The following is a 23413-nucleotide window of genomic DNA, read 5'->3' on the forward strand; positions in this document are numbered from 1 at the left end:
AAGTGCGCGACAAGCTCCTGATCGGCGGACATCGGCGGACCCCCTTCGAAGTTTGAGTCGTCAACAAGCCCAAACGACGAAAGGACCGCCCCTGTCCGGCAGGCATCCGCTCAGATCGGCGAAGAACAGAATTTTTCATGACCGGCATTCGGTATCGTGGCGAATCCGTGGCGATCAGGGTCGGGCGGAGAACCCTGCACCGAGGTTTTCGGCGCGACGCAGACGCAGTCGGATGTCCAATCGGGGCATGCACAGGAGTGGTCCGTTCCAGCACAACTCATCGGGCGGGAGGACGACTTCGAGTCCAGAAGCCGTTGATTTCATTTCGATTTTCACGTCGGGCAGCGTGCGAACGCCCACGTGGAGCCCTGGCGTGAAGACGTGCGTGATGATGAGAATCCCCACGGCCCCGGCGATCACGCCGACCGCCATCCCGGTCCGTTGCGGGGTCTCCGGTTCGCTGCCGGAGATCATCAACACCCCGATTGCCCCAAGAACCCAAAACATGGCGGCGGCGAAACGCGGATCGGGCGCCATGACGTACCAGTTGACGAGCGCGGCGAGCGACGCGGCGGCAAGCGGCGCCATCCCCCGCGGGACTGCTCGCCGACGCAACGCCGCGAGCGAACCGACGAAAAACAGTGCCAGCGGAACCGTCACGTCGAGCCGTCGGGTCGCCGTACGGGCGAGCCAGGGCCGGAACCACGCGTCGTCGGCGAGCACCGCGTCGGGATCGCGATGCCCGTCGCGGGCGACCGCCTTGATGATCTTCACGTCGTGCGCGGCCATGTCGAGCGGCATCGTCCATTCGACCGGGAGCCCGGCGACGGCGACCGGGTACGCCGGATAACCGCTCTGGACGAAACCGCGTGCGATCCACGGCATCAGGATGGCGATGCCGAGGGCGAAAGCGACCCAGTGACGCTCGCGGGGACTTTCGTCCGCGCGGGTGCGAAGCGCATCGAAAATCCAGAGGGCGGCGGCGAAGACCGCGAAGCTGAGCTTGATCGCCACGCCCGCCGCGCAAACGAGCGTGAACACCACGCGCGAAGGCCGGTGGAGCCCTGTCGCCGCGCGGCTTACGAACAACTCCGCGGCGAACAAACTCGCGATCACCACCGAGGCATCGGGCGCGTGACTGCTCACGAAAGGCCCGGCGGACCAGACGACGAGAATCGGGGCGAACGCGGCGACGAAGAGGTTTGCGGCGGGCGATTCACCTCGCCAGAACCGTCCTAGCGCGGCGAACGACCGCGCCGTTGCGACGAGAAAGAGAAGACCGTGGGCGAGCAAGTGACTGTGGCCGCGCCAGAGTGCGTCGAGCGCGGCGGAGAAGAGCAGCGACGCGTTGTTGAACGCCAGCCGCCCGTGCAGGTTTCCGAGCCCGGGGACTGCCGGGTATGCGAGCGCCCAATTGATCGCGGGCAGGTGATAGAAGCCGAAGTCCGGCAGACGCGGGCCGAGCAGGGCGCGGTTGGCGACCCATAGCGCCCCGGCGACGAGCGCCGCGATCGTCCACGCGCCGGGTCGCGCATCGGCGCGCAAACCGCCCGAGCGCGCGTACCGAATCCAACCCACGATCGACGCCAGGGCCGGCACGAGCCAACTCGCGAGTCCGATCCGCGCAAACAGGTGCCACGCGACGAGCCAAATCGTGACAACCGCCCATCCGATCAGGAAAGTCTCGCCGATTCGGGGAACCCGGCCCGGCGATCGATCCACGACGAGAAGCCCGACACCCGCGAGCACGAGCGCCGCGAAGACCCACACGATCCCGATCCGCGCAATTGGCCCGACCAGCAACGCGAACTCGTTCAGGATCGACGACCCGGTTGCCCATGCGGTCGCCAATCGGCTGACGATACCGAAAGCGAACAGCCCGAGCGCCGCCAGCGCGAAAAATGCGACGAGAAAGGCGGGTATCGCGTCGCTTCGTGATCTCCACGCGTCGCGTACGGCGCTCCCGTCGGTCCGCAATGCGTTTCGAGAAAAGACGAGGAAGCCCGCGCAGATCGCGAGGGCGAAGAGTTTCAGGCCGAGGTCGAACTGCACTGCCGTGACGGCGAGATCGGACGGCGTGCCCGGAGGCAGCGTGGGCGGATGCCCGAGCGTTGCGAGCAGTACAAAAACGGCGACGACGCAAACCGCGCGCGCGGCCCAAGCGCCCACCGGGTTTGAGGTGGAATGCGTCGAGTCGATGGCTGGCGACCGCGTGCGTGTCATTGGAAGGCACGCATATTGGCACAGCCAGGGGCGGCTGTGCCACAAGCTTGAGACCCTCACCCCCGACCCTTCTCCCGCCCGGCGGGAGAGGGGGGCCGAGCGAATGCGAGGGACGAGGAGGGGGCGACCTTCGATCTGGACTTTTCCGCGTGTCCGCGATACCGAAACGCACCGATTCGTTCGATCCCGCGGAGAATTCCTTTGGGCTCCATCGCGAACTGGTTGCGCGAACGATTCCCTGATCCTGGACGTTTACCCGTCGAAGCGTTGGGCGACGAATTCGTCGCGTCGCTATTCGGCGATTCGCATCGCGGACGGCACATCCGCGCCGTGGCCGCGCGGGCGCGCGAACTGGGGCCGCAGCTCGGTTTGGGGGTGGTGTTCGAGGCGGATCTCGTCGCGGCCGCGTATCTGCACGACATCGGCTACACCCCGGACGTGTCGCGAACCGGATTCCACCAACTCGACGGCGCGGTGTGGTGCGCTCATCGCGGCTACTCGGACGAAGTCGTGGCCGCCGTGCTTACGCACTCAGGTGCGCCGGAAGAAGCCGCGCTCGATCCCCGTGTCCGCGACTTCTACGCGGCGCTTCCGCCTATCGCGCCGACGCCGCTCGCCGACGCGCTCACGTTCTGCGATCTGCGCACCTTGCCGACGGGGGAGCGCATCACCGCGAACGAGCACCTGCGCGAAATCGCGGTGCGTTACGGCGCGGAGCACATCGTCACGCGGTCGCAACCGGACGCCGAGCCGCGCATGTTTGCGGCGCGGACGCGCGTGCTGGCTCGGATCGCGCAACGTCAAGGCTCGCTGCCGTGGGTCTTTGTCGACGTGGACAACACGCTGGTCGGCCCGGGCGAGATGCCGCGCGAGCGGACGCGCAGGGCGATTCGCGACTACGTCGCGTCGGGCGGGCGCGTGAGTCTTGCGACGGGCAAGCATGTCGAGGCGATCCGCCTGTTGCAGCGGGCGCTGGGCCTGCCGGGGCCGCACGTCTCCGGCAACGGCGCGCTCGTGGTGGACGGAGACGACGTTCGTGCGCTCTACCACCTAGATCCCGAACATCTGGCCCTCACCGACGAGCTTCAAAAAATGGGGATCGCGTACATCGTCTATGTGCGCGCCGAGTTGCTTTCGGATTCTCCGCACCTGACGGACGAACAGATCAGGCGGCTCACGCGTTACTACGAGTCCGCTCCGCGCCGCGTCGAGCGCGTTGTCCCTGAAGACGAACCGTTCAAAATCCTCACCTATGTGCCGAGCGGCGATCCGCGTGAGGCCGACGTGCGCGCGCTGGCGGCGTCGGCGGGCGTGGCGTGCGTGCGCACCGCGCCGGATTTTTTGGAGATGCTCGGCAATGAGGACGGAAAGGCGCACGGTATGGAGTGGATACTCGCAAACGCGGACTGGCCGAGCTTCCACACAGTCGCGATCGGCGATGGCGAGAACGACCTGACCATGATGCGCCGGGCGGGGCTCGCTTTTGCCGTGGCCAATGCCGAAGCCGATGTGAGCGACGCGGCCGACCGTGTGGTCGCCTCGTGTCTGGATGAGGGCTTCGCGGACGCGCTGGACGAACTGCGCCGCCCTTGCGAACAGGACGATCGGTGATTACGTTTTCCGGAACACAAGCGCGGGCGGGCATCGCCATGCGCGGGAGACGGACATGAACCCGTTCTGGGGACGGTTTTTCGCGAACATCGCCGGGTTGGTCGTCATTCAAGCCCTCTTCGGCGGCATCCATTTCTCGGGCGCGTTCGCGTTCATTTTCGCGGCGCTGGTGCTGGGGATCGTCAACGCGGTCATCCGGCCCGTGGTCACGATTCTCTCCCTGCCCATCACCATCGTGACGCTCGGCATCTTCGCGCTCGTCGTGAATGGTTTGATGCTCGGCCTCGTTTCGTGGCTCACGCCGGGATTCCATGTCGAGGGCTGCGGCACGACGATCTTCGCCGCGCTCGTTCTGTCGATCGTCTCGGCCATCGCGGGCCGCCTGATCGGCGTGGAGATGGACGACTGATGGCGCGCGGCCGGGCCGCACGCGACCGCCACGCGCACCTGCCCGAACCGGAGCGAACGCTCGCGGCATCGGACCCGAAACTCGGCGACGCGATCGCCGCGGTGATCGACGCGCACGGGGTGCAGCGTTATGCGAAGCGGACGGGTCACACGCCGTTTCAGATGCTCGCGCGGGCGATCGTCTTCCAGCAGCTTTCGGGCAAGGCGGCCTCGACGATCTGGGGTCGTTTCGCGGCGCTTTGCCCCGGAGGGCGCGTGACACCCGAGGCGATCGGCGCGCTGCGTTTCGAGGACATGCGCGCGGCGGGGCTCTCGGCTCAGAAGGCCGCGTACGTCATCGACCTCGCCGAGCATGCCCGGAATCGGACCGTGCGTTTCACGCGCATCGGTCATCTGAACGACGAGGATGTGATCGACTCGCTGACGCACGTGAAGGGCGTGGGGCGATGGACGGCGCAGATGTTTCTGATGTTCACACTGCTGCGGCCGGATGTGCTGCCCGAGGGTGATTTGGGCGTGCGCAAGGGCGTCCAGATCGTCCATCGGCGGCCCGAGCTGCCCAGTCCTACCGAGGTGCTGGCCGTCGGCGAAAGCTGGGCGCCGTACCGCAGCCTCGCCAGCCTGTACCTGTGGCGAATTCAGGATTTGAAGGTTCCGGTGGAATGAGCGAACTCGGTCGAGCCCATATCGACCGGCGGTTCGTTGACGTGATATGCTTCGACTCGCTCAAATGGCTGAAACTTCGGGAGAAAGTCGATGAGTTCCTCGACATTCCGGTTCACGCGAGTCGTTTTGAAAAACTGGAAGAACTTCAAGTCGGTCGATGTCGAACTGGCGCGGCGAGCGTTTCTGGTGGGACCGAACGCGACGGGCAAGTCGAACTTTCTCGATGCCATTCGCTTTCTCCGGGATCTCGCCACGGACGGCGGCGGTCTGGCACAGGCGGTTGACAAGTGGCGCGGAGGAGTCAGTCACGTCCGATCGCTGTTCGCACGCCAGAATCCCAACGTCGAGATTCAGGTCGACGTTCGATCGGAAGAAGGAAATGGCTTCCGATACGGTCTTGTGTTCAACAGCCGAACGAAGCGCGACCAGACGCCAGTAGTGCTTCGGGAAGCGGTCGAGAGAATTACGACCGACGGAAAAATCGAGACGCTTCTCGATCGGCCGGACAAAGCGGACAGGCGCGACAGTGAGCGTCTGACGCAGACGGCGATTCAGCAGGTTACGGCGAATAAAAAATTTCGCGAAATGGTCGCGTTCTTCGATTCGATCACGTACCTCCATCTGGTTCCGCAGCTACTTCGGGAAGAGCAACTCCCACGACGTTCGGGGAAATCCCCGGACCAGTTCGGTCGCGACCTCCTCAATCAGATCAAGGACGTAACGCCAAGAACGAGGACGGCGCGCTTGAGACGCATCGGAGCGATTATGAAGATCGTCGTTCCGCAATTGGAGAGTTTGGACTTTGAGATCGACCAGGACGGGCGCCCCAGACTGTTCGCCAATTTCCGGCACTGGCGGCAATACGGTGCGAAGCAATATGAGGTTCAGTTTTCCGATGGCACGCTCCGTCTGATTGGCCTGCTTTGGTCGTTGCAGGAGCGCGCGGGCCCGTTGCTTCTGGAGGAGCCGGAGCTCTCCCTGCACACCGCGATCGTCCGTCAGATGGCGCCCTTCATTTACAAGGCTCAACGTTCGCGTTCCGGGCGACAAGTGATTCTCTCGACGCACAGCGAGCAGATCCTTCAGGACGAAGGTGTCGCACCGGAGGAGGTATTGCTCGTTCGACCCGTGCATGAGGGCTCCGAGATCGTCGTTGGGGCTCAGATCCCCGAGGTTGCGAACCTGATGGCCGCGGGCTTCACGGCGCACGAGACGATTTCGCCGCGGACGGTTACCGACCAGATGTCTCTGTTTTCGGGAGCGGACCTTTGACGTTCATTCCTCAGGTCGTGGTGACGGAAGGACCGCTCGACGCGGTGGCTGCTCGAAAAGTCCTAGAATTGGTACACGCACTTCCCGGAGAATGGCGCCCCGTGATCTCGGGATCAAACGAACGATTCTGGATGGACGCGAAGCGACGAAACGAGGCTGCGAAAAGATCCGGAGTTCGCATTGCTGGGTTCGCCGATCTGGAAAAGATTGACTCGTGCGCGCCGGAGATCATCGCCGAAAAACTTCCGGAAGGCTTGGCAACGACGTTTCGATTGCGACTCGCCGTTCGAATGCTCGAAAACTGGCTGCTTGCGGATCACGACGCCATGGCGAAGTTTCTCGGGATTTCGAAAGCCGTCGTCGAAAAGGAAGTTCGGCTGCCGTCCGTTCACCCGAAAACCGTGATCGTCAACCTCGCGAGGCGGTCGAAGCGTCGTGAAATCCGAGATGCCTTGATTCCGGAACGGGGAAGCAAGGGACTCGTTGGACCCGGCTATACGGCGGAAATGAAGCGATTCATCGAGAAATTCTGGAATCCGGTCGCAGCCGCGCAAAACGATGAGAGTTTGCGAAGAGCAACGGTTGCGTTGCGCCGTCCCATTCCATGAACAACATACGCCAAAAAGCGTTACCGACCCGATAGGCAACCGCTTCGACGCGTCGTATGATCTCGCGATTTGTCTTCGGGACGACCCGGAGATTTTTCACGGGAGTTGTCTGGATGTCGATCAAATGGCTTTCGTGTGTCTTTGCGATGACTTTGGTTTTCGCCGCGTGTTCCGGCGGCGATTCGGATAACGGCGACGGCGGCGGCGGTCCGGCGGTCGATGACGACGCCGTTGACGACGACGCCGCGATCGACGACGACAACGCGACCGACGACGACACATCGGATGATGACGCAGCCGATGACGATACGTTTCCCCCGCTGCCGGACGACGACGCGGACGACGACGCGGACGACGACGTGGACGACGACACGGGCGACGACGACTCGGTGCCCGCGGAATGCGAGGCGAGCATCGTCCGCGAGCCTTACCTGCAGTGGGTGACGACGGACAGCGTGCGCGTGCGCTGGCGCACCGACGAACCGGGCTACTCGATGGTGCGTTGGGGGGTGGAGGACCGCGCCGAGGAGAGCATTCTGTCGAACGATCTGGTGCGCAAGCACGAGATGGTCATCACGGGGCTCGATCCACGCACGGTGTATCCGTATCGCGTGGAGTCGTGCGGCGTGCAAAGCACGACCGAGGACTTCATCACCGCGCCCGACGATCCGTCGGAGCCGTTCACGTTCTCGGTCTGGGGCGACACGCAGGACCACCCGGATGTCCACGAACAGGTGGCTGCCGCGGCGTACGACTGGGATCCCGATTTCGCGCTTCACGTCGGCGATCTGGTCGGCAGCGGCTGGCGACCGGGGGACTACGACAACGAGTTTTTCGGACCGGCGAAGCAGTTCCTTCAGTCAACGCCGTTTTTCCCGGCGATGGGCAACCACGACGGCAATTCGCCCTTCTACTTCGACTCGTTCTACCAGCCGGGTTCGTGGGGCTATTACAGTTTCACGTACGGCAATACGTTCTTCGTTGCGCTCAACACGACGTGGATCTACATCCCCGGGTCGGAGCAATACCGCTGGTTTGTGGACCAGCTCGAAAGCGACGCAGCCCAAAATGCCGACTGGATCGTGGTCTACGCGCATCATCCGCCCTATAGCGAGGGCTGGGTCGGCTACGACGGCGAGCCGATGGTTCGCATGTTTCTCGTTCCGCTCTTCGAGGAGTACGGCGTGGACATCTACTTCTCGGGACACACGCACAACTACGAGCGCGGCACCAAGAACGGTGTCACCTACATCATCTCGGGCGGTGGCGGCGGCGGGCTTGACCCCTGGGCGCGCGACTACGAGCACGTCGAGGTCTGGGCCGGCGTTCATCACTTCACCGGCGTGACGGTGGATGGCCCCACCATCGACATCGAGGCATGGGATATCGACGACAATCTCGTGGATACCTACCAGATCACGCAATGACTCGCCGCGCCGCGCTGATCCTGATCGGTTGCGCGGTGTGGGTCATCGCGTCCGGTTGCGAGTCCGGCAACGATGACCCTTCGGCCAATTCAGGGCCGGGCGACGACGACGCGGACGATGACGCCGCCGACGATGATGTCGACGACGACGCTTCGCCCGACATCGCGTATCCCTTCCCCAATGGGTTCCTCTTCGGGACCGCCTCGGCGGGATTTCAGCACGAGATGGGCTGCCCGACGCTCTCCGACGAGGAGTGCGCCGACCGGGGCTCGGACTGGTACGCGTACATGGTCGCGGACGAAACCCGCGCCATGGCGCGGACGTTTCTCTCGGATGAAGACCCTGCCGTCATCGGTCCCGGCCAGTGGGAACTCTATGAGCAGGATTTCGACCTGATCGCGGACGATCTGGCGGGAAACGCCTATCGCCTCGGCATCGAGTGGAGCCGGATCTTTCCGACGTCCACCGTCGGCACCGTGGGATTCGACGAACTTCGCGCCGTCGCGAACGAGGGTGCGGTCGCGCACTATCACGATCTGTTCGCCGCCATGCGCGAACGTGGCCTGACGCCGGTCGTAACGCTTAACCACTACACGCTGCCGCTGTGGATTCACGACGGCGTGGGCTGCACGGTGGATCTCGCGTCGTGTTCGCCGCGGGGGTGGCTCGATCCCGATTTGATCGTACCGGAAATCGCCAAGTTCGCCGGTTTCGTCGCGCGCGAATTCGGCGGTGACGTGGACTGGTGGCTCACGCTCAACGAGCCGATCTCGGTGCTGCTTCCGGGCTTCCTGTTGCCGACGCCGGACCGCACCAATCCCCCCGCCGCGATTCTCGACGGCGACAGTTTCGTGCTCGCGACCGAAACCATGATCGAGGCGCACGCCCGCATGGTGGACGCCGTGCGCGACGGCGACACCGACGACGCGGACGGCGACGGCGTGAACGAACAGGTGGGGCTCGTCTACAACATGGCCCCGGTCCGCGCGTTGGACGAGACGAATCCACTCGATACGCAGACCGCCGAAAACATTTTCTATCTGTGGAACCTGCTCGTAATGGACGGCGTGGGCCTCGGTCTATGGGATGACGACCTGGACGGGCAGGGAGAGGTGCGCGAGGGCTGGACCGACCGCCTCGATTTCTGGGGACTCAATTACTACGTGCGAATTACCGTCGAGGGCCTGCCGTTCTCGCTGCTGCCCGGTACGACGCCGCTGCTCACCCTCAATCCGCTCACGGTCGTCTTCGACGAGGTCTACCCACGCGGGCTCTACGAGACGACGCTCTACATGACCGAGCGATACCACGTGCCGATTTTCATCACCGAGAACAACGCCGGAATGATCGCGAAAGACCGCGTCGATCTCGAGACAAGATATTTGGTCGAGTATCTGTCTTGGCTCTCGCGCGCAATCGAGGATGGCGCGGATATTCGGGGATATTTTTACTGGTCTCTCATCGACAACATCGAATGGAACAAGGGCTCCACGTTCCCCGTCGGCCTTTTCGCCATGGATGCCGCGGACCCGTCCAAACCTCGCACCCCGCGTGAGATTGCCGACGTTTACGCCCGCGTCGCGGCGATCGGTGGCGTCCCGCGCGAACTGGCCGTCGCGTATCCGATCGACTGATCCGGCGACCTCACTTTCAGTTAAGCAGGGGCTATACTCATATGTCACGGATTTGTTATCATAAGTTCACGAAGGGCGATGCCCGCCCGCGAGGTGTGCGCCATGAACGTGAGGGAAGCGCTCGAGGCCGTAATCCGATATGAGATGAAGGCGCGTGACGCCTACCGCGAGGCCTCGGAGAAGTCTCCCTACGAATCGACCCGCGAAATCCTTCGTGACATGGCCAAGGAACGGCACGACCATCTCGACGCCGTGCGAAAGACCTACGATCGCCTTCAGAAATCCGGCAAGCTGGCCAAGTTCGACAGCGCCCGCGAGGCGGTCGCCGCGGCCGTCGATCAGGAGTTCGCGAAGTTTCAGGCCAAGATGAAGCCGTTTCCGACGATTTCCGGCGGCGCGGAGCTCGTTCGGGCGATGGGGCAGGCCGAGTTGGAGACGCACCAATATTACGTACGCGTCGAAAAGGACCTGCTGGGAAATCAAAAGACGTTCTTCGAGCAATTCCGGATGCGTCACGAGGACCTGCTGAAGAAACTGAAGGCGGAACTCGTCGGATTCAAGTCGGGGGTTTCGTTTCCGCCGAAGTGAATTCGTGCGGCGGGCGTGAGACGTCGCCGCTCGAAAGGTTCCCATCGCCCTTTCCCCGGGTTCATTCCGAAAGCCTCCCGATGAAGCGCAGAGAGTCCCGGTGTCGCGCGCGGTGTTTTTCTTGCGTCGCGGGGATGGGGCGTGTATAGCTTCGTCGGTCGCGAACGGCGATTCGTGCTCGCCGGTCATCGGGCGTTCTTCGAGGGCAAATTCCATGAAAACCGTACGCATCGGCATTATCGGTTCGGGCTGGATTTCCGTCACGCACATGGAGGCGTTTCGCGCGCTCGCGGGCGTGAAGGTCGTCGCGCAGCACAGCCGCGACGAGATCCGCGCGAAGGCGTTCTGCAAGGCGCAGGGGATCCCCGCCCATCACAGCGACCTGAAAGAGATGCTGGCGCGCAAGGACATCGATGCCGTGACGGTGAGCCTGCCGAACTCGCTCCACGCGCCCTACGCCTTGCAGGCGATCCGCGCGGGCAAACACGTCATCGTCGAAAAGCCCCTGTGCCTCACGCTCGCCGAAGCCGACGAGATGATCGCCGCCGCGAAAAAAGCGGGTGTCATCATCGGGTACGCCGAGGAGCTGTGTTACATCCCGAAATTCGTCCGCGCGAAGGAACTCGCCGACTCGGGAGCGATCGGCGATGTGTTTTTCGTGAAGCAGTCGGAAAAGCACGCGGGGCCGTATTCGCCGTGGTTCTTTCAGGCCGATCTCGCGGGCGGCGGCATCCTGATGGACATGGGCTGCCACGCCATCGAGTACTGCCGCTGGACGCTCGGCAAGCCGGCCGTGAAGAGCGTGTATTGCGATCTCGGACTGTATTCGTACGCCGGGATGATGGAACTCGACGACCACTGCGTGATGATCATCGAGTTCGAAGGCGGCAAGAAAGCGCTTGTGGAGTCGTCCTGGACGCTCAAGGGCGGCATGGAATCGCGCGCCGAAATCCACGGGACGAAGGGCGTCATTCAGACGTCGCTGCTGCAGGACGGATTCGGGATGAAGATGTTCTCCGAACCCGGCTCGGCGGGCGACGAGGATCACGCCGGCAAGGGCTGGACGCACCCGGGTTGGGCGGAAAATTGGCAGAACGGCTACCCGCAGGAGATGCAGGACTTCGTGAACTGCATCCGGAATGGGGGCACGCCGCTGGAGAGCGGCATCGACGGGCGCGTGGTGCTCGAAATCATGATCGCGGGATATCTCTCCGCGGCGACGGGCAAGCGAATCGACTTTCCGTTCAAGGACCCCGGCGGCTACAAGACCCCCGTGGAGATCTGGCTGAAGGCCCGGCGCAAGGCGGCGCGGGCGGTCGCCAAGACCAAGAAGGCGTGATGCCATGAAGAGAGTCGGCAAACCGGCGCGCGCCGAAGGGCTCGTGCTCGGCATCGATGCGGGCGGCACGAAAACGCTCGCCGCCGTGGCCGACATGAGAGGCCGCGTGTTGGGGCTCGGCCGCGCGGGCTGCGGCAACTTTCAGGGCAACGGCAAATCCTTCGCGCGCATCGAGATCGCAAACGCGATCGAACAGGCGATCAAAGCCGCGAACGCCGAACCCGGCGATATCATCGCAGCGGGCTACGGTGTGGCGGGCGCCGATCGCGAGGCCGACTTCGATATCGTGCGGGAAATTCTGGACCCCATCGATCCTTCGGGCGCATTCGTGCTGTGCAACGACACCACCCTCGTGTTGCGCGCCGGGACGACGAACGGCATCGGCGTGGCGAGCGTGGCGGGCACGGGCTCGAACACGATGGGCTTCAACGCCGAGGGCGAGCACGTCAAAGTCGGCGGCTTCGGGCCGTTCTCCGGCGACCAAGGCAGTTCCGCCGACCTGATCTGGAAGGCCATTGTCGCGTGTTTTCGCGAGGCCGACGGACGTGGCCCGAAGACGCTTCTCTCAAAGCTGATCGCGGAAGAGCTCGGCTGTGCGACGGCGGTCGACATCGTGGAACTCACGTACTTCGATTCGGAGCGGTCGGAGTACCGTTTCAACGGACTCGCGCCGCTCGTGTTTCGCGCCGCGAAGTTGGGCGACCGCGTTGCGCGCGGCATTCTGCAAAAAACCGGTCGCGAGTGCGCCGCGAATATCGTGTCGTGCATGAAACGGCTGTTTCCCGATCGAGCGCAGGCGGTGCGTGTCGTGCTCGGTGGCAGTGTCTTCCAGAAGGGTGAAGACCCCGCGATGGTGGACGCTCTCTCGGTTGCGGTCCGTAAGGTCTATCCGGGCGTGAGGATCACGCGCCTGGCCGACGAGCCGTGCGTGGGCGCGCTGATTCTCGCCTATGATCTGGTGCTCGGAAAAACCGCCCCCGCCGCGCTTCAGCGCGACGTGAAGCGCGGCTTCGCCGATAAATTCCGGTCGTTCGGTAAATTCGAGTCTATGTGAAACATCACACGCGCATTCCGCACGCTGCGCTGTCATTCCGACCGGAGCGAAGCGGAGTGGAGGAATCCCTTATGTGCGCTGATTCAAAGGGATTCCTCGACTCGGCCTGACGGCCTCGCTCGGAATGACAACCCCATTCCGCGTTGGCGCATTCCGAAACCCGTCCTCTACTTCGCGGCGAGCGCGTATTTGACGAGCCGGCGGAACTCGTCGCGATCCAGCACCTGCACCAGTTCCCGGTTGTGCACGAGAAAGATGATGTCCACGCCGATGCCGAGCTCGGTCGCGAGCGTGGCGCTCGTCCTGAGCGACTCGATCATCGCCGCGTCGCGCGCCTTCGCCTTCACGTCGGCGGGAACAAGCCCGGCCGCCTCGCAGAACTCTTCCCAATACGTTCCGCCCGGATTCTTGCGCCTCGCTTCCAGATACGCGCGGAATTTGTCCGGCCAGTTCTTCAGGATCGCGCCGTGGCGCTCGATCTCTTCCATCTCCGCCTCGCCGCGCTGCGCGACCAGATTGCCCTTGGGGTCGATGCGAGGCGACGGCAGCAGGCGCACCTTGTCCTTCGCCGATGCGAATTCGGGCGTGGCGAGCGTGTCCACGATATCGAGCAGCATCGTGAGCGACCGCGGAGAGTAGGGCGTGTAGATGATGTCGATGCTGCCGGGCGTCGCGGGTCGCGCGAGCGCGTAATTCGACGCGATCTTCATGGGGTCGAGCTGGTAGCCCGCCGAGCCGTCGCCGAGCGGGATCATCACGGCCTTCATGCGGGCGAAGCTCTTCGCCTTCTCCACGTCTTTCGGAAAGATGAACGCGGGCAGCCATTCGAGTTTGTAGTCCGCGATCATCTTTTTCGCTTTCGCATCGCTCGAAGGGATCTGCACGATCTCGGCTTTTGGAAACAGACCCTTGGTCTGCTGGAGCACCTTGGCGGAGTGGTCGCTGAACGCACCGGCCGGCAGGATGACCGTGTGCGTGATCGTCATCTCGTCCACGAGCGAGGGATCGACCTGCGCCGCGGCTTCGTCGTCGCCGCATCGGCCGGCGCTCGATCCGTCGGAACGCGAGAGCGATTGCGGCGGGTTGGCGCAGACGGACGGCTGCTGGGGACCAAGTGCCTTGCAGACCGCGTCGAACAGATCGAGGCTGCTGACCGTCCCGCCGTACTCCGTTCCGTTGATGAAGATCGTCGGGCTCGCGTTGATGCCGCGCGCCTTGTTGACCTCGGCGTCCTTCGCCATCTCCGCGTCGGCGCGACCGTCACTCACGCACGCCTCGATCTGGGCGATATCGAGGCTCATGGCCTTCGCGGTTTCCTGCCACGGGTCGGTGGTTTCATTGGCCTGCGTGATGAAGGGAAGCTGTTTGTCCCCATACACGATCCCCACGCACGCCTGCACCTGGTTCAGCGCCACCTCTTCGGGGCCGTGGAGCGACTTGAATTTCTCCGGACCATCGGTCTTGTTGATGACCCAACCGAGGTCGAGGTCGATCGCGCCGGGCAACGTGTTCACCACCTTCATCATGACGCCTTCGGCGCCCTTCCCGAACGGGCACTGTGACATGACGAAGAGTTCGACCCGCACCTTGTTGTCCACCTTGACCGGTTCGGGCGTCGCCTGCGTCGCCACGGGGACCTCGGCGGGTTTCGGGGCGGGCTGATCGCCCTGCGTGCACGCGACGATCGCCGTCGCGAGAAAAAACGCGCAGATCGCAAGTCCGAAAATGCGGGACCGATTCATTTTGTGGCTCCGTAACGGGCCCGAATGGCCGAAAACACCGCGGGAATTTAGGTTTTCGACCCCGGAGTGTCAATCGCGACGGCGCTTGTCAATCGCGCCAACCGTCCGTAAAAGGACGCCGTTTCACAACGCTCGGTTCCAGATGTCGGCATTCTCGTTTCACGTCACCGCCACCGATCCCGCGTGCGCCGCCCGGCGCGGCGTCATGACGACCGCCCACGGGCCGGTCGAGACGCCGGTTTTCATGCCCGTCGGCACGCAGGGTTCGGTCAAGGCGATCGGGCCGGACGACCTCGACGCGCTCGGCGCGCAAATCATTCTCGGCAATACGTTCCACCTGTATCTGCGTCCCGGGCACGAGGCGGTGCGCTCGTTCGGAGGGCTGGCAAAGTTCGCGTCTTGGAATCGGCCGATGCTCACCGACTCCGGCGGGTTTCAGGTCTATTCGCTTCAGGCGCTGCGCAAGATCACGGAAGACGGCGTGCGCTTCCAAAGTCCCATCGATGGGAGCTATCACCAGTTCACGCCCGAATCAGCCATCGAAATTCAGGAGGCGCTGGGCGCCGACATCATCATGATCTTCGACGAGTGCACGCCGTATCCCGCAACGCACGACTACGCCCGGCTCTCGATGGAGCGCACGGGCCGCTGGGCGCGACGGTGCCGGGCGGCGAAATCGGCGAACGATCAGGCACTCTTCGGCATCGTGCAGGGCGGAATGTTCGGCGACCTTCGCGAACGCAGCGCGCACGAGATGATGGAGATCGGTTTCGACGGTTACGCGATCGGAGGGCTGTCGGTCGGCGAGGAGAAACCCCTGATGTGGGAGATGGTGGACCGCATCGCTCCGCTTCTGCCGGCGGATCGGCCCCGTTATCTGATGGGCGTGGGGACGCCGCGCGACCTGCTCGACGGCATCGCGCGGGGCATCGACATGTTCGACTGCGTGATGCCGACGCGAAACGCGCGCAACGGGCATCTATTCACGAGCGAAGGCCGCGTCATCATCAAGAACGCCCGCTACCGGACCGACACCGCGCCGCTCGATCCGAACTGCACGTGCTACACCTGCCGGAATTTCACGCGGGCTTACCTGCGCCACCTGTATGTCGCGGGGGAGATTCTCGCCAGCCGACTGTTGTCGATCCACAATCTGGCGTTTTATCTGGGGCTCATGGACGGGGCTCGCCGCGCCATTGAAGACGGCCGTTTTTTGGACTATTGTTCGCGCGCCCTCGCGGGCGAACAGGCCTGACACTCCCCGTCAAAGCGTGGAAGGGACCGAAAATGCCGTGGTTTTTCTGTGACGTGGCGTATGCGCAGGGGGCCGGAGCGCCCGGCGGCGCGAGCGCGATCGCCAATTTCCTGCCGCTCGTCCTGATCGTGATCGTCTTCTATTTCTTCATCATCCGCCCGCAGTCGAAGCGCGCCAAGGATCACGGCAAGTTCCTGGAAAGCCTCAAGCGCGGCGACAAGGTGGTTACGCAAAGCGGCATCATCGGCTCGGTGGCGTCGATCGACGATTCCAAGGGGATCATCACGATCGAAATCGCCAAGGACACGCAGGTCAAGTTCACGCGCTCGTCCATCACCAGCTACGTGAAGACCGACGAGCCGGCCAAGGACAAAGACGCCAAGAACGGCTGAGTCGGTGTCGCGCGGGCGGCGTCGCGGGCCGATGGAAGGCACGTTGTCATCCCGGGATCGATCGGCTAGAGTTCGCCGCCTTTTGCGAGGCTTTCCTGACCATTCGCGGGTTTTGAACGGGGTTTGGGACCGATGAAGAAAAACCTTTGGCCGCGCACGATTCTGGTGCTGGGCGTTTTGGGCCTGTGCGCGTTTTTCCTGTTGCCGAACATCCTGAAGCGGGAAGAACTGCGTTTCGGCCCGTTTAAGATGGACTCCATCAACCTGGGACTTGACCTCAAGGGCGGCATGCACGTCGTCCTGAAGGTGCGCACCGACAAGGCGATTCTGGACGAGCTGGGCCATAGCGCCGATCGCCTTAAAGAGGCGTTGGTCGAGAAGAACGCCGCCCCGGTGTCGTCGCAGGTCACCGACAAATCGTGGATCGACATCGAGTTCGCGTCGGAACAGGCGCGGGAACAGGCCGCGGCGTTCATCCGGGAATACTGGACGATCTACACCGCCGAGAACCACGGGCCGCTCGGCCTGCGTCTCACGATGATCGAGCAGGAGCGCGACGCGCTGAAGCAAAACGCGCTGCTACAGGCGAAGGAAACCATCGAGAACCGCATCGACGAATTCGCGGTGAAAGAACCGCAGATCTACACGCAGGGAGCGGACCAAATCGTCGTGCGTCTGCCGGGTGTTGTCGATCCCACGCGTGCGAAGGGGCTGATCGGCAAGACGGCGGTGCTCGAATTCAAGATCGTCGAAAAGCCCGAGTATCAGGCCCGCACGCGCGAGCAACTGATGAGCCAGATCGGCGGATCGGTGCCGGTCGGCTACGACATCTACACTTCGGCCGACGACTCGCGCGCTGGCGCCGTGGTCTACCTGCTCAAGAAGGTGGCCGAGATCACGGGCGCCGAGTTGACCGACGCACGGCGCGCGCTCGATCAGTATTCGCGTCCGGCCGTCGATTTCCAGTTCAACTCCGCGGCCGGCAAGCGCTTCGGCGACATCACCGGTTCGAACATCCAGAAGCAGCTCGCCATCGTGCTCGACAACAAAGTCGTGAGCGCGCCGGTGATTCAGAGCAAGATCTACAGTCGCGGGCAGATCACGGGTGATTTCACCAACGAGGAAGCGCGCGACCTGGCGATCGTTCTGCGCGCGGGTTCGCTACCGGTGCCGGTCGAAATCGAGGAAGAGCGCACGGTCGGCCCGACGCTGGGTGAAGACTCGATCCGCAAGGGGCTCCGATCGTTCCTCGTCGGCGGTCTCGTCGTCATCTTCATGACCGTGGTCTACTACCGAAAAGCGGGCATCATCGCGGTGATCGCGCTGCTGGCCAACGTGGTGCTCCTGCTCGGCGTTCTGGCGCTTTTCGGCGCGACGCTCACCCTGCCGGGCATCGCGGGTATTTTGCTCACGGTCGGCATGGCGGTGGACGCGAACGTCATCATCAACGAGCGCATTCGCGAGGAGATCCGCGCAGGCAAGACGCCGCGTGCGTCGGTTGAGGCGGGCTACGAAAAAGCGCTTTGGGCGATTCTCGACGCGAACATCACGACCGCGGTCGCGGGCGTGGTGCTCTACCAATTCGGAACCGGTCCCATCAAGGGTTTCGCGGTGACGCTGCTCATCGGTCTGGCTTCGTCGGTGTTCACCGCCGTCGTCGGCACGCGGCTCATTTATGATTACATCCTTCAGAACCGCCGCGGTCTGAAGTCCCTGAGCATTTGAGGAGGGCGAACGATGGAAATCATCAAGCCCGGAACGCATGTCAACTTCGTCAAGTGGATGCCCGCGGTTGCGGTGGTTTCCGCTTTGCTGACGGTCGCGGCGCTGGCATTGATCCTCTTCAAGGGGTTCAACTACAGCATCGACTTCGCGGGCGGCGTCGAGATGCGCGTCGAGTTTCCCGCCGATGTGACGATCGGTCAGGTGCGCGACTCCGTGTCGAAGATGAACCTCGAAGGGATCGAGGTGATCTCGTTCCTCGTCGAGGGCAAGAACGTCTATTCGATCAAGGCGAAGGGCGAGCAACTCGCAACCGCCGAGACCGCCCAGGCGCAGGAAGGCCACCAGGAGGGCGATCTGCCCGACGTCGCCAAGCTGCTCTTCGAAAAGATCCAGGCGGATTTCGGCGCGGACAAGGTGGCGGTGGTCTCCACCGACCTCGTCGGTCCGCGCGTCGGCAAGGATCTGCGCAAGAAAGGCATCTTCGCGATTGTTTACGCCCTCCTCGGCATCATGGTGTATGTCGGATGGCGATTCAATTTCCGATACGCCCCGGGCGCGCTGGCCTCGCTCGCGCATGACGTGCTCATCATCGCGGGTGTTTGCATCGTGCTCGACAAAGAGATGTCCCTGCAGATCATTGCCGTGTTGCTCACCATCGCGGGTTATTCGGTCAATGACACGGTCGTCATCTTCGACCGCATCCGCGAGGGCGGCATCACGTATCGGGGCAAATCGGTCGAGGACGCTGTCAACGAGTCGCTCAACGACACGCTCTCGCGCACGATCCTGACCGGCATGACGACCCTCGCGGTGCTCGTCGTCATGTACTTCGTCGGGTCCGAGATCACCCGCGACTTCGCCGAGTTGCTGCTCATCGGCATCGTCATCGGCACTTACTCGTCGGTGTTCGTGGCCTCGCCGGTTTACATCTGGCTCGAAAAGAAATCGCTCGCCCGGCGCAAAGCCCAGAAGAAACGCTGACCTTCGCCATGGCGCGTCCGCGCTGGAAGACGCTTCTGGCCCCGTCGGACGCCCTCGTGCGAAAACTCGTCGAGGACGGATTTCCGCCGCTCGTCGCGACCGTGCTCGCGCAACGCGGTTACACCGATCCCGACGCGATCGACGACTACCTCCAGCCCCGGCTTTCTTCGCTGCCGTCGCCCGACGCGCTCGCCGGACTCGGCGCGGCGTCTTCGCTCATCGCGGACGCGCTCCAATCCGGCCGCCGGATCTGCGTTTACGGCGATTACGACGTCGACGGCACGACGGCGACGAGCCTGCTCGTCGACTTTTTCGCGCGCGCGGGATTTCCCATTGAACATCTCATCCCCAACCGGTTCGAATCGGGGTACGGCTTCCACGCGCATCTCGTCGAGGACCTCGCCGCGCGCAGCATCGGCCTCGTCATCACCGTGGACACCGGCATCACGGGTCACGAGGCCTGCGCGCGGGCGCGCGAACTCGGCGTGCAAACGATCATCACCGACCACCACGAGATCGGCGAGGCGCTGCCGCCCGCGGACGCCGTCATCAATCCGCATCAAGCGGGCTGCGAATTCGGCGACCATCACCTCACGGGCGTCGGCCTCGCGTTCTTTCTCGCGGCCGGCGTGCGAGCGGAGTTCGACCGGCGCGGCATGGCGCGTCGCGACGACCTCGACCTGCGCCCGATGCTCGACCTCGTCGCGCTCGGCACCATCGCGGACATGGCGCCGGTGAACGGCATCAACCGTCCGCTCGTCTCGACCGGTCTGCGTCTGCTGGGCGACGAGACGCGGCTTGGCATCAAGGCGCTCAAGGCCGCGGCGGGCATCGCCGGCAAGGCGATGGAGTACGGCTCGGTGAGTTTCGGTCTCGCGCCCCGCCTGAACGCGGCCGGGCGCATGGCGCACGCGGGCGAGGTCGTGCGCCTGTTGACGACGAACGACCCCGAGGTGGCGAACGCGATCGCGAAGGAACTCGACGCCGAAAACGCACGCCGCCAGCAGGTCGAACACGCCATCCACGAGCAGGCGCGACAGAAGGTCACCGCGAATCCCCACGCCGATAAACTGCGAACTCTTGTGCTCGCGGGCGAGAATTGGCACGCGGGTGTGATCGGAATCGTGGCCGGACGGATTCTCGAGGAGTTTTATCGCCCCTGCATCGTGATCGCGTTTGACGGCGACGTGGGGAAGGGGAGCGGGCGGTCCGTGCGCGGCTTCGACCTGCACGCCGCGCTCGCCGCGTGCGCACCGCATCTCATCCAGTTCGGCGGGCATCGGATGGCGGCGGGTCTCACGGTCGAACGCGCGCGGCTCTTCGACTTCATGTCGGCGTTTGAAAAATACGCCCGCGCACACCTGCGCGACGACGATCTCGTGCCCGAACTCGATATCGCGACCGAGTGTCGCATCGCCGACCTCGATGAACGCACCGCGACCCGGATCGAGTCGATGGCGCCATTCGGCATCGGCAACCCGATGCCGGTATTCGCGACGCGCGGCGTTCGCGTGATCGATAAACGCCTCATGAAGGAGCAGCACCTGCGGCTCCGGCTCGCGGAAGGCGCGAAGGTCGTGACCGCGATGGGTTGGCGGATGGCGGAGCGTTTTCCCGATATCGGGGATACGATCGACGTCGCGTATCAGATCGGGCTCAACACCTGGAACGGTCGGCGCGAGGTTCAGCTCACCATCAAAGACATCGCCTGACGCGTCGCGCGGGGGCATCGCTTGACGCGTCGCGTTATGTTCGCGAAATATCGTATTGATCGTCACGAAAAAAAACCGCTCGACTTGTGGCGATTGTGTTATGATCCTTTCATTGATCTGAACATCCCTTTTTTACGGGCGGATTTGGTCCCGAGAGGGATGCTCGCATCCGAATTCCGGCGGCAAGATCCTTGAGGGGGAACACCATGAAGGTCACGGTCGGCATTCCCACGTACAACGATTCGGCGACGGTCGGACGAGTGCTGGACGCTGTGCTGGCGCAGACGCGCTTGCCCGACGAAGTGATTCTCGTGGACGACGGCTCACGCGACGGCAGCGGGGCGGAAGGCCTCGCGCGCGGCGTGCGCGTCATCAGCCACGTCCACAATCTGGGCTTGGCGCAGGCACGAAACACGATTCTGGAAAACGCGACCGGCGACGTGGTGGTGTTTTTCGACGCCGACGCGGTGCCCGACCGCAACTGTCTGAAGCATCTGATGCGTCATTTCCGCGACAAGGCGGTGGCCGGGGTCGGCGGGCGCGGGCTCGAGGTCTGCCACAGCAATCGCTTCCAGAAGTGGCGCGCGCGCAACACGCCGCAGGACCACGGCGTCAAGCTGATCCAGGACGACTGGATGATCATGGGCCTTTGCTTCGCGTTTCGCCGGAGCGTTGCGCTCGAGATCGGCGGCTTCGACAGCAGTTTCAGCCGCGCGGGCGAAGACGTGGACATGTCACTGCGCGTGCGCAAGGCGGGACATCGCCTCGTGTACGAGCCCATGGCGGTGGTGCAGCACCTGCCGGGCGGCGGAATCGTCGACATCACCCGTCAGGCGTACAAGCATGCGATGTTCGCAACTTACGCGCTCGGCAAAAACGGCGAATCGCCGGCGCCGTATTTCGCCGACAGTTGTGCGCACCTCGCACGCACTTCCGTCTCCGATCTGCGTTCCGGTCGAATCATGGACGGCGGCGTCGGCATCTTGAACATGGCCGCGCGCACGGCCGGCGCGTTCGTCGGCACCGCCCGCGCCAAGAGCGAGCAGATCCGCGGTTCGCACCGCTGAGTGCGAAATTTCCGCGCGGTCACGATGCGCCGTGCGGCGAGAGACCCGAGAAATTTCGCGGGTTTGCGAGACGTGCGCATCGCCGCGCACCAATTGACGGAGTGGGGACCCCAAAGTAAAGTGCGCTGCGTTTTTTCGGCCGATGCCGCACGGATCAAAAACGCCGTGGGATCGGCCATTTGCATTTTCCCGGGAACCCGTCATGGAGCTCGACACCAACCGCATCATCGAACAGCGCCGCCAGGCTGCGGTCGCCATGCGCGAACGCGGCGAAAATCCGTTTCCCAACGACTTTAAGCCCGACACGAAGACGTGGAGCCTCCACGATCTCTACGGGGCAAGAACGGCGGCGGATCTGGAAGCGGTCGAGACGCGGCACACCGTGGCGGGGCGCGTCATGGCGGTGCGCGATTTCGGGAACATGGCGTTTCTCGACCTGCGCGACGTCTCCGGCCGCATCCAGCTCGTGGCGAACAAGAAGGTGATCGGCCCGGACCTGATGAAGGCGGTCAAGTCGTTCGACCTCGGCGACGTTATCGGTGTGACAGGCAAGCCGATGCGCACGAAAACCGACGAACTGTCGCTCATGATCGAGTCGGCGCGGCTCGTGACCAAGAGCCTGCGTCCGCTGCCGGAAAAATGGCACGGCCTGACCGACGTCGAAACGCGCTATCGGCAGCGCTACACCGACCTCATCATGAACCCCGACGTGCGGGACGTTTTTGTCGCGCGCAGCCGGATCATCCGGCGCATCCGCGAGTTTTTTGTCGAGCGGGAGTTCCTCGAAGTCGAAACGCCGATGATGCACCCGCTGGCCGGCGGCGCCGCGGCGCGGCCCTTCGTGACGCACCACAACGCGCTCGACATGGATCTCTACCTGCGTATTGCGCCGGAGCTGTACCTCAAGCGTCTGGTGGTGGGCGGATTCGAGCGCGTGTTCGAGATCAATCGGAATTTCCGCAACGAGGGCATCAGCATCCAGCACAATCCCGAATTCACGATGCTGGAATTCTATCAGGCCTACGCGGACTTCCAGGAGCTGATGGACGTGGTGGAGGCGCTCTTCGCCGACGTATGCGTCACGCTGCACGGCAAGACGGAGATCGTGTGCCAGGGCGCGACGATCCGCCTCGCGGCCCCGTTCCGACGGGTGAGTGTCGAGCAGGCCGTGCTGGAGCACTGCCCCGAGCTGTCGGCGGCGGATCTTCGCAACGTGGACCGCGTGCGCGTCTTCGCCGAGTCGCTCGGCCTCGCGTCGAAGCCGTCGTGGGGCTGGGGCCGTTACGTGACGGAGATTTTCGAGGAGCGCGTCGAGAAGACGCTCATTCAACCGACCTTCGTCTACCACTATCCGACGGAGGTTTCGCCGCTCGCCAGGCGCAACGAAAGCGATCCCGACCTTGTCGACCGCTGGGAACTGTTCGTGTTCGGGCGCGAGCTCGCCAACGCCTTCTCGGAACTCAACGACCCGGACGATCAGCGCGATCGTTTTGAAGAGCAGATGAAAGCGAAGGCGGAAGGCGACGTCGAGGCGCAGCCTTTTGACGCCGACTACATCCGCGCATTGGAGTACGGCATGCCGCCCGCCGCGGGTTGCGGAATCGGGATCGACCGGCTGGTCATGCTGCTCATGAACCAGGCGTCGATCCGCGACGTGATTTTCTTCCCGCAACTTCGCCCCGAGCACCAGGGGCCGCGTTGAAACGATT

19 protein-coding genes are annotated in these 23413 nt (G+C 63.7%); 16 read left to right on the forward strand and 3 right to left on the reverse strand.

The window, feature by feature from the left end:
• Window positions 1–174 precede the first annotated feature (174 nt).
• Window positions 175–2223: a hypothetical protein gene (locus tag IT350_01840; protein ID MCC6156764.1), complete on the reverse strand. Its 2049-nt coding sequence runs from the start codon at window positions 2221–2223 to the stop codon at window positions 175–177.
• Between the two features lie 267 nt (window positions 2224–2490).
• On the opposite strand from IT350_01840, the gene IT350_01845 reads away from it, so the two are divergent.
• From IT350_01845 to IT350_01860, 4 genes are all read left to right on the forward strand, one after another.
• Window positions 2491–3834, forward strand: a complete 1344-nt coding sequence (locus IT350_01845) for an HAD-IIB family hydrolase (protein ID MCC6156765.1) — start codon at window positions 2491–2493, stop codon at window positions 3832–3834.
• Window positions 3835–3889: 55 nt separating this feature from the next.
• Window positions 3890–4243, forward strand: coding sequence for a phage holin family protein (locus IT350_01850; GenBank protein ID MCC6156766.1), 354 nt, complete (start codon window positions 3890–3892; stop codon window positions 4241–4243).
• Entirely contained in the window at window positions 4243–4908 is a 666-nt protein-coding gene (locus tag IT350_01855) for a DNA-3-methyladenine glycosylase 2 family protein (protein ID MCC6156767.1), read from the forward strand. The genes IT350_01850 and IT350_01855 overlap by 1 nt, the downstream gene beginning before the upstream one ends.
• A gap of 126 nt (window positions 4909–5034) precedes the next feature.
• Window positions 5035–6180: an ATP-binding protein gene (locus tag IT350_01860; protein MCC6156768.1), complete on the forward strand. Its 1146-nt coding sequence runs from the start codon at window positions 5035–5037 to the stop codon at window positions 6178–6180.
• 113 nt (window positions 6181–6293) lie between these two features.
• Here the strand turns inward: IT350_01860 and IT350_01865 are convergent, their stop codons facing one another.
• The gene (locus IT350_01865) at window positions 6294–6734 is read right to left on the reverse strand and encodes a hypothetical protein (protein ID MCC6156769.1); all 441 of its coding nucleotides are present in this window, start codon (window positions 6732–6734) and stop codon (window positions 6294–6296) included.
• 167 nt (window positions 6735–6901) lie between these two features.
• Between IT350_01865 and IT350_01870 the strand changes: the two genes are divergently transcribed.
• The 5 genes from IT350_01870 to IT350_01890 all read left to right on the forward strand — a co-directional run bounded on the left by IT350_01870 (window position 6902) and on the right by IT350_01890 (window position 12830).
• Window positions 6902–8215, forward strand: coding sequence for a metallophosphoesterase family protein (locus IT350_01870; GenBank protein ID MCC6156770.1), 1314 nt, complete (start codon window positions 6902–6904; stop codon window positions 8213–8215).
• The gene (locus IT350_01875) at window positions 8212–9849 is read left to right on the forward strand and encodes a glycoside hydrolase family 1 protein (GenBank protein ID MCC6156771.1); all 1638 of its coding nucleotides are present in this window, start codon (window positions 8212–8214) and stop codon (window positions 9847–9849) included. Before IT350_01870 ends, IT350_01875 begins: the two co-directional genes overlap by 4 nt.
• Window positions 9850–9951: 102 nt before the next feature.
• Complete coding sequence (locus IT350_01880; GenBank protein MCC6156772.1) at window positions 9952–10437, forward strand: hypothetical protein; 486 nt, start codon at window positions 9952–9954, stop codon at window positions 10435–10437.
• A gap of 214 nt (window positions 10438–10651) precedes the next feature.
• Complete coding sequence (locus IT350_01885; protein MCC6156773.1) at window positions 10652–11776, forward strand: Gfo/Idh/MocA family oxidoreductase; 1125 nt, start codon at window positions 10652–10654, stop codon at window positions 11774–11776.
• A 4-nt stretch (window positions 11777–11780) separates the two neighbouring features.
• On the forward strand, window positions 11781–12830 hold the full coding sequence (locus IT350_01890) for a hypothetical protein (GenBank protein MCC6156774.1): 1050 nt from the start codon (window positions 11781–11783) through the stop codon (window positions 12828–12830).
• Window positions 12831–12997: 167 nt separating this feature from the next.
• On the opposite strand, the gene IT350_01895 is transcribed toward IT350_01890, so the two are convergent.
• Window positions 12998–14572, reverse strand: coding sequence for a thioredoxin domain-containing protein (locus tag IT350_01895; GenBank protein MCC6156775.1), 1575 nt, complete (start codon window positions 14570–14572; stop codon window positions 12998–13000).
• 142 nt (window positions 14573–14714) lie between these two features.
• On the opposite strand from IT350_01895, the gene tgt reads away from it, so the two are divergent.
• The 7 genes from tgt to lysS all read left to right on the forward strand — a co-directional run bounded on the left by tgt (window position 14715) and on the right by lysS (window position 23406).
• Entirely contained in the window at window positions 14715–15827 is a 1113-nt protein-coding gene (gene tgt, locus IT350_01900; GenBank protein MCC6156776.1) for a tRNA guanosine(34) transglycosylase Tgt, read from the forward strand.
• A gap of 32 nt (window positions 15828–15859) precedes the next feature.
• Complete coding sequence (gene yajC / locus IT350_01905) at window positions 15860–16219, forward strand: preprotein translocase subunit YajC (protein MCC6156777.1); 360 nt, start codon at window positions 15860–15862, stop codon at window positions 16217–16219.
• A 132-nt stretch (window positions 16220–16351) separates the two neighbouring features.
• Window positions 16352–17944 carry a protein translocase subunit SecD gene (gene secD, locus IT350_01910; protein ID MCC6156778.1) on the forward strand — a complete coding sequence of 531 codons (1593 nt, stop codon included), beginning with the start codon at window positions 16352–16354 and terminating at the stop codon, window positions 17942–17944.
• A 12-nt stretch (window positions 17945–17956) separates the two neighbouring features.
• On the forward strand, window positions 17957–18925 hold the full coding sequence (secF, locus tag IT350_01915) for a protein translocase subunit SecF (GenBank protein MCC6156779.1): 969 nt from the start codon (window positions 17957–17959) through the stop codon (window positions 18923–18925).
• Window positions 18926–18933: 8 nt separating this feature from the next.
• Complete coding sequence (recJ, locus tag IT350_01920; protein ID MCC6156780.1) at window positions 18934–20637, forward strand: single-stranded-DNA-specific exonuclease RecJ; 1704 nt, start codon at window positions 18934–18936, stop codon at window positions 20635–20637.
• A 206-nt stretch (window positions 20638–20843) separates the two neighbouring features.
• A complete protein-coding gene (locus IT350_01925) occupies window positions 20844–21704 on the forward strand; it encodes a glycosyltransferase family 2 protein (protein MCC6156781.1) in 861 nt (286 codons plus the stop codon).
• A 202-nt stretch (window positions 21705–21906) separates the two neighbouring features.
• The gene (lysS, locus tag IT350_01930) at window positions 21907–23406 is read left to right on the forward strand and encodes a lysine--tRNA ligase (GenBank protein MCC6156782.1); all 1500 of its coding nucleotides are present in this window, start codon (window positions 21907–21909) and stop codon (window positions 23404–23406) included.
• Window positions 23407–23413: the final 7 nt, after the last annotated feature.

This window comes from Deltaproteobacteria bacterium (genome assembly GCA_020845895.1).
Lineage (GTDB): Bacteria > Lernaellota > Lernaellaia > JACKCT01 > JACKCT01 > JADLEX01.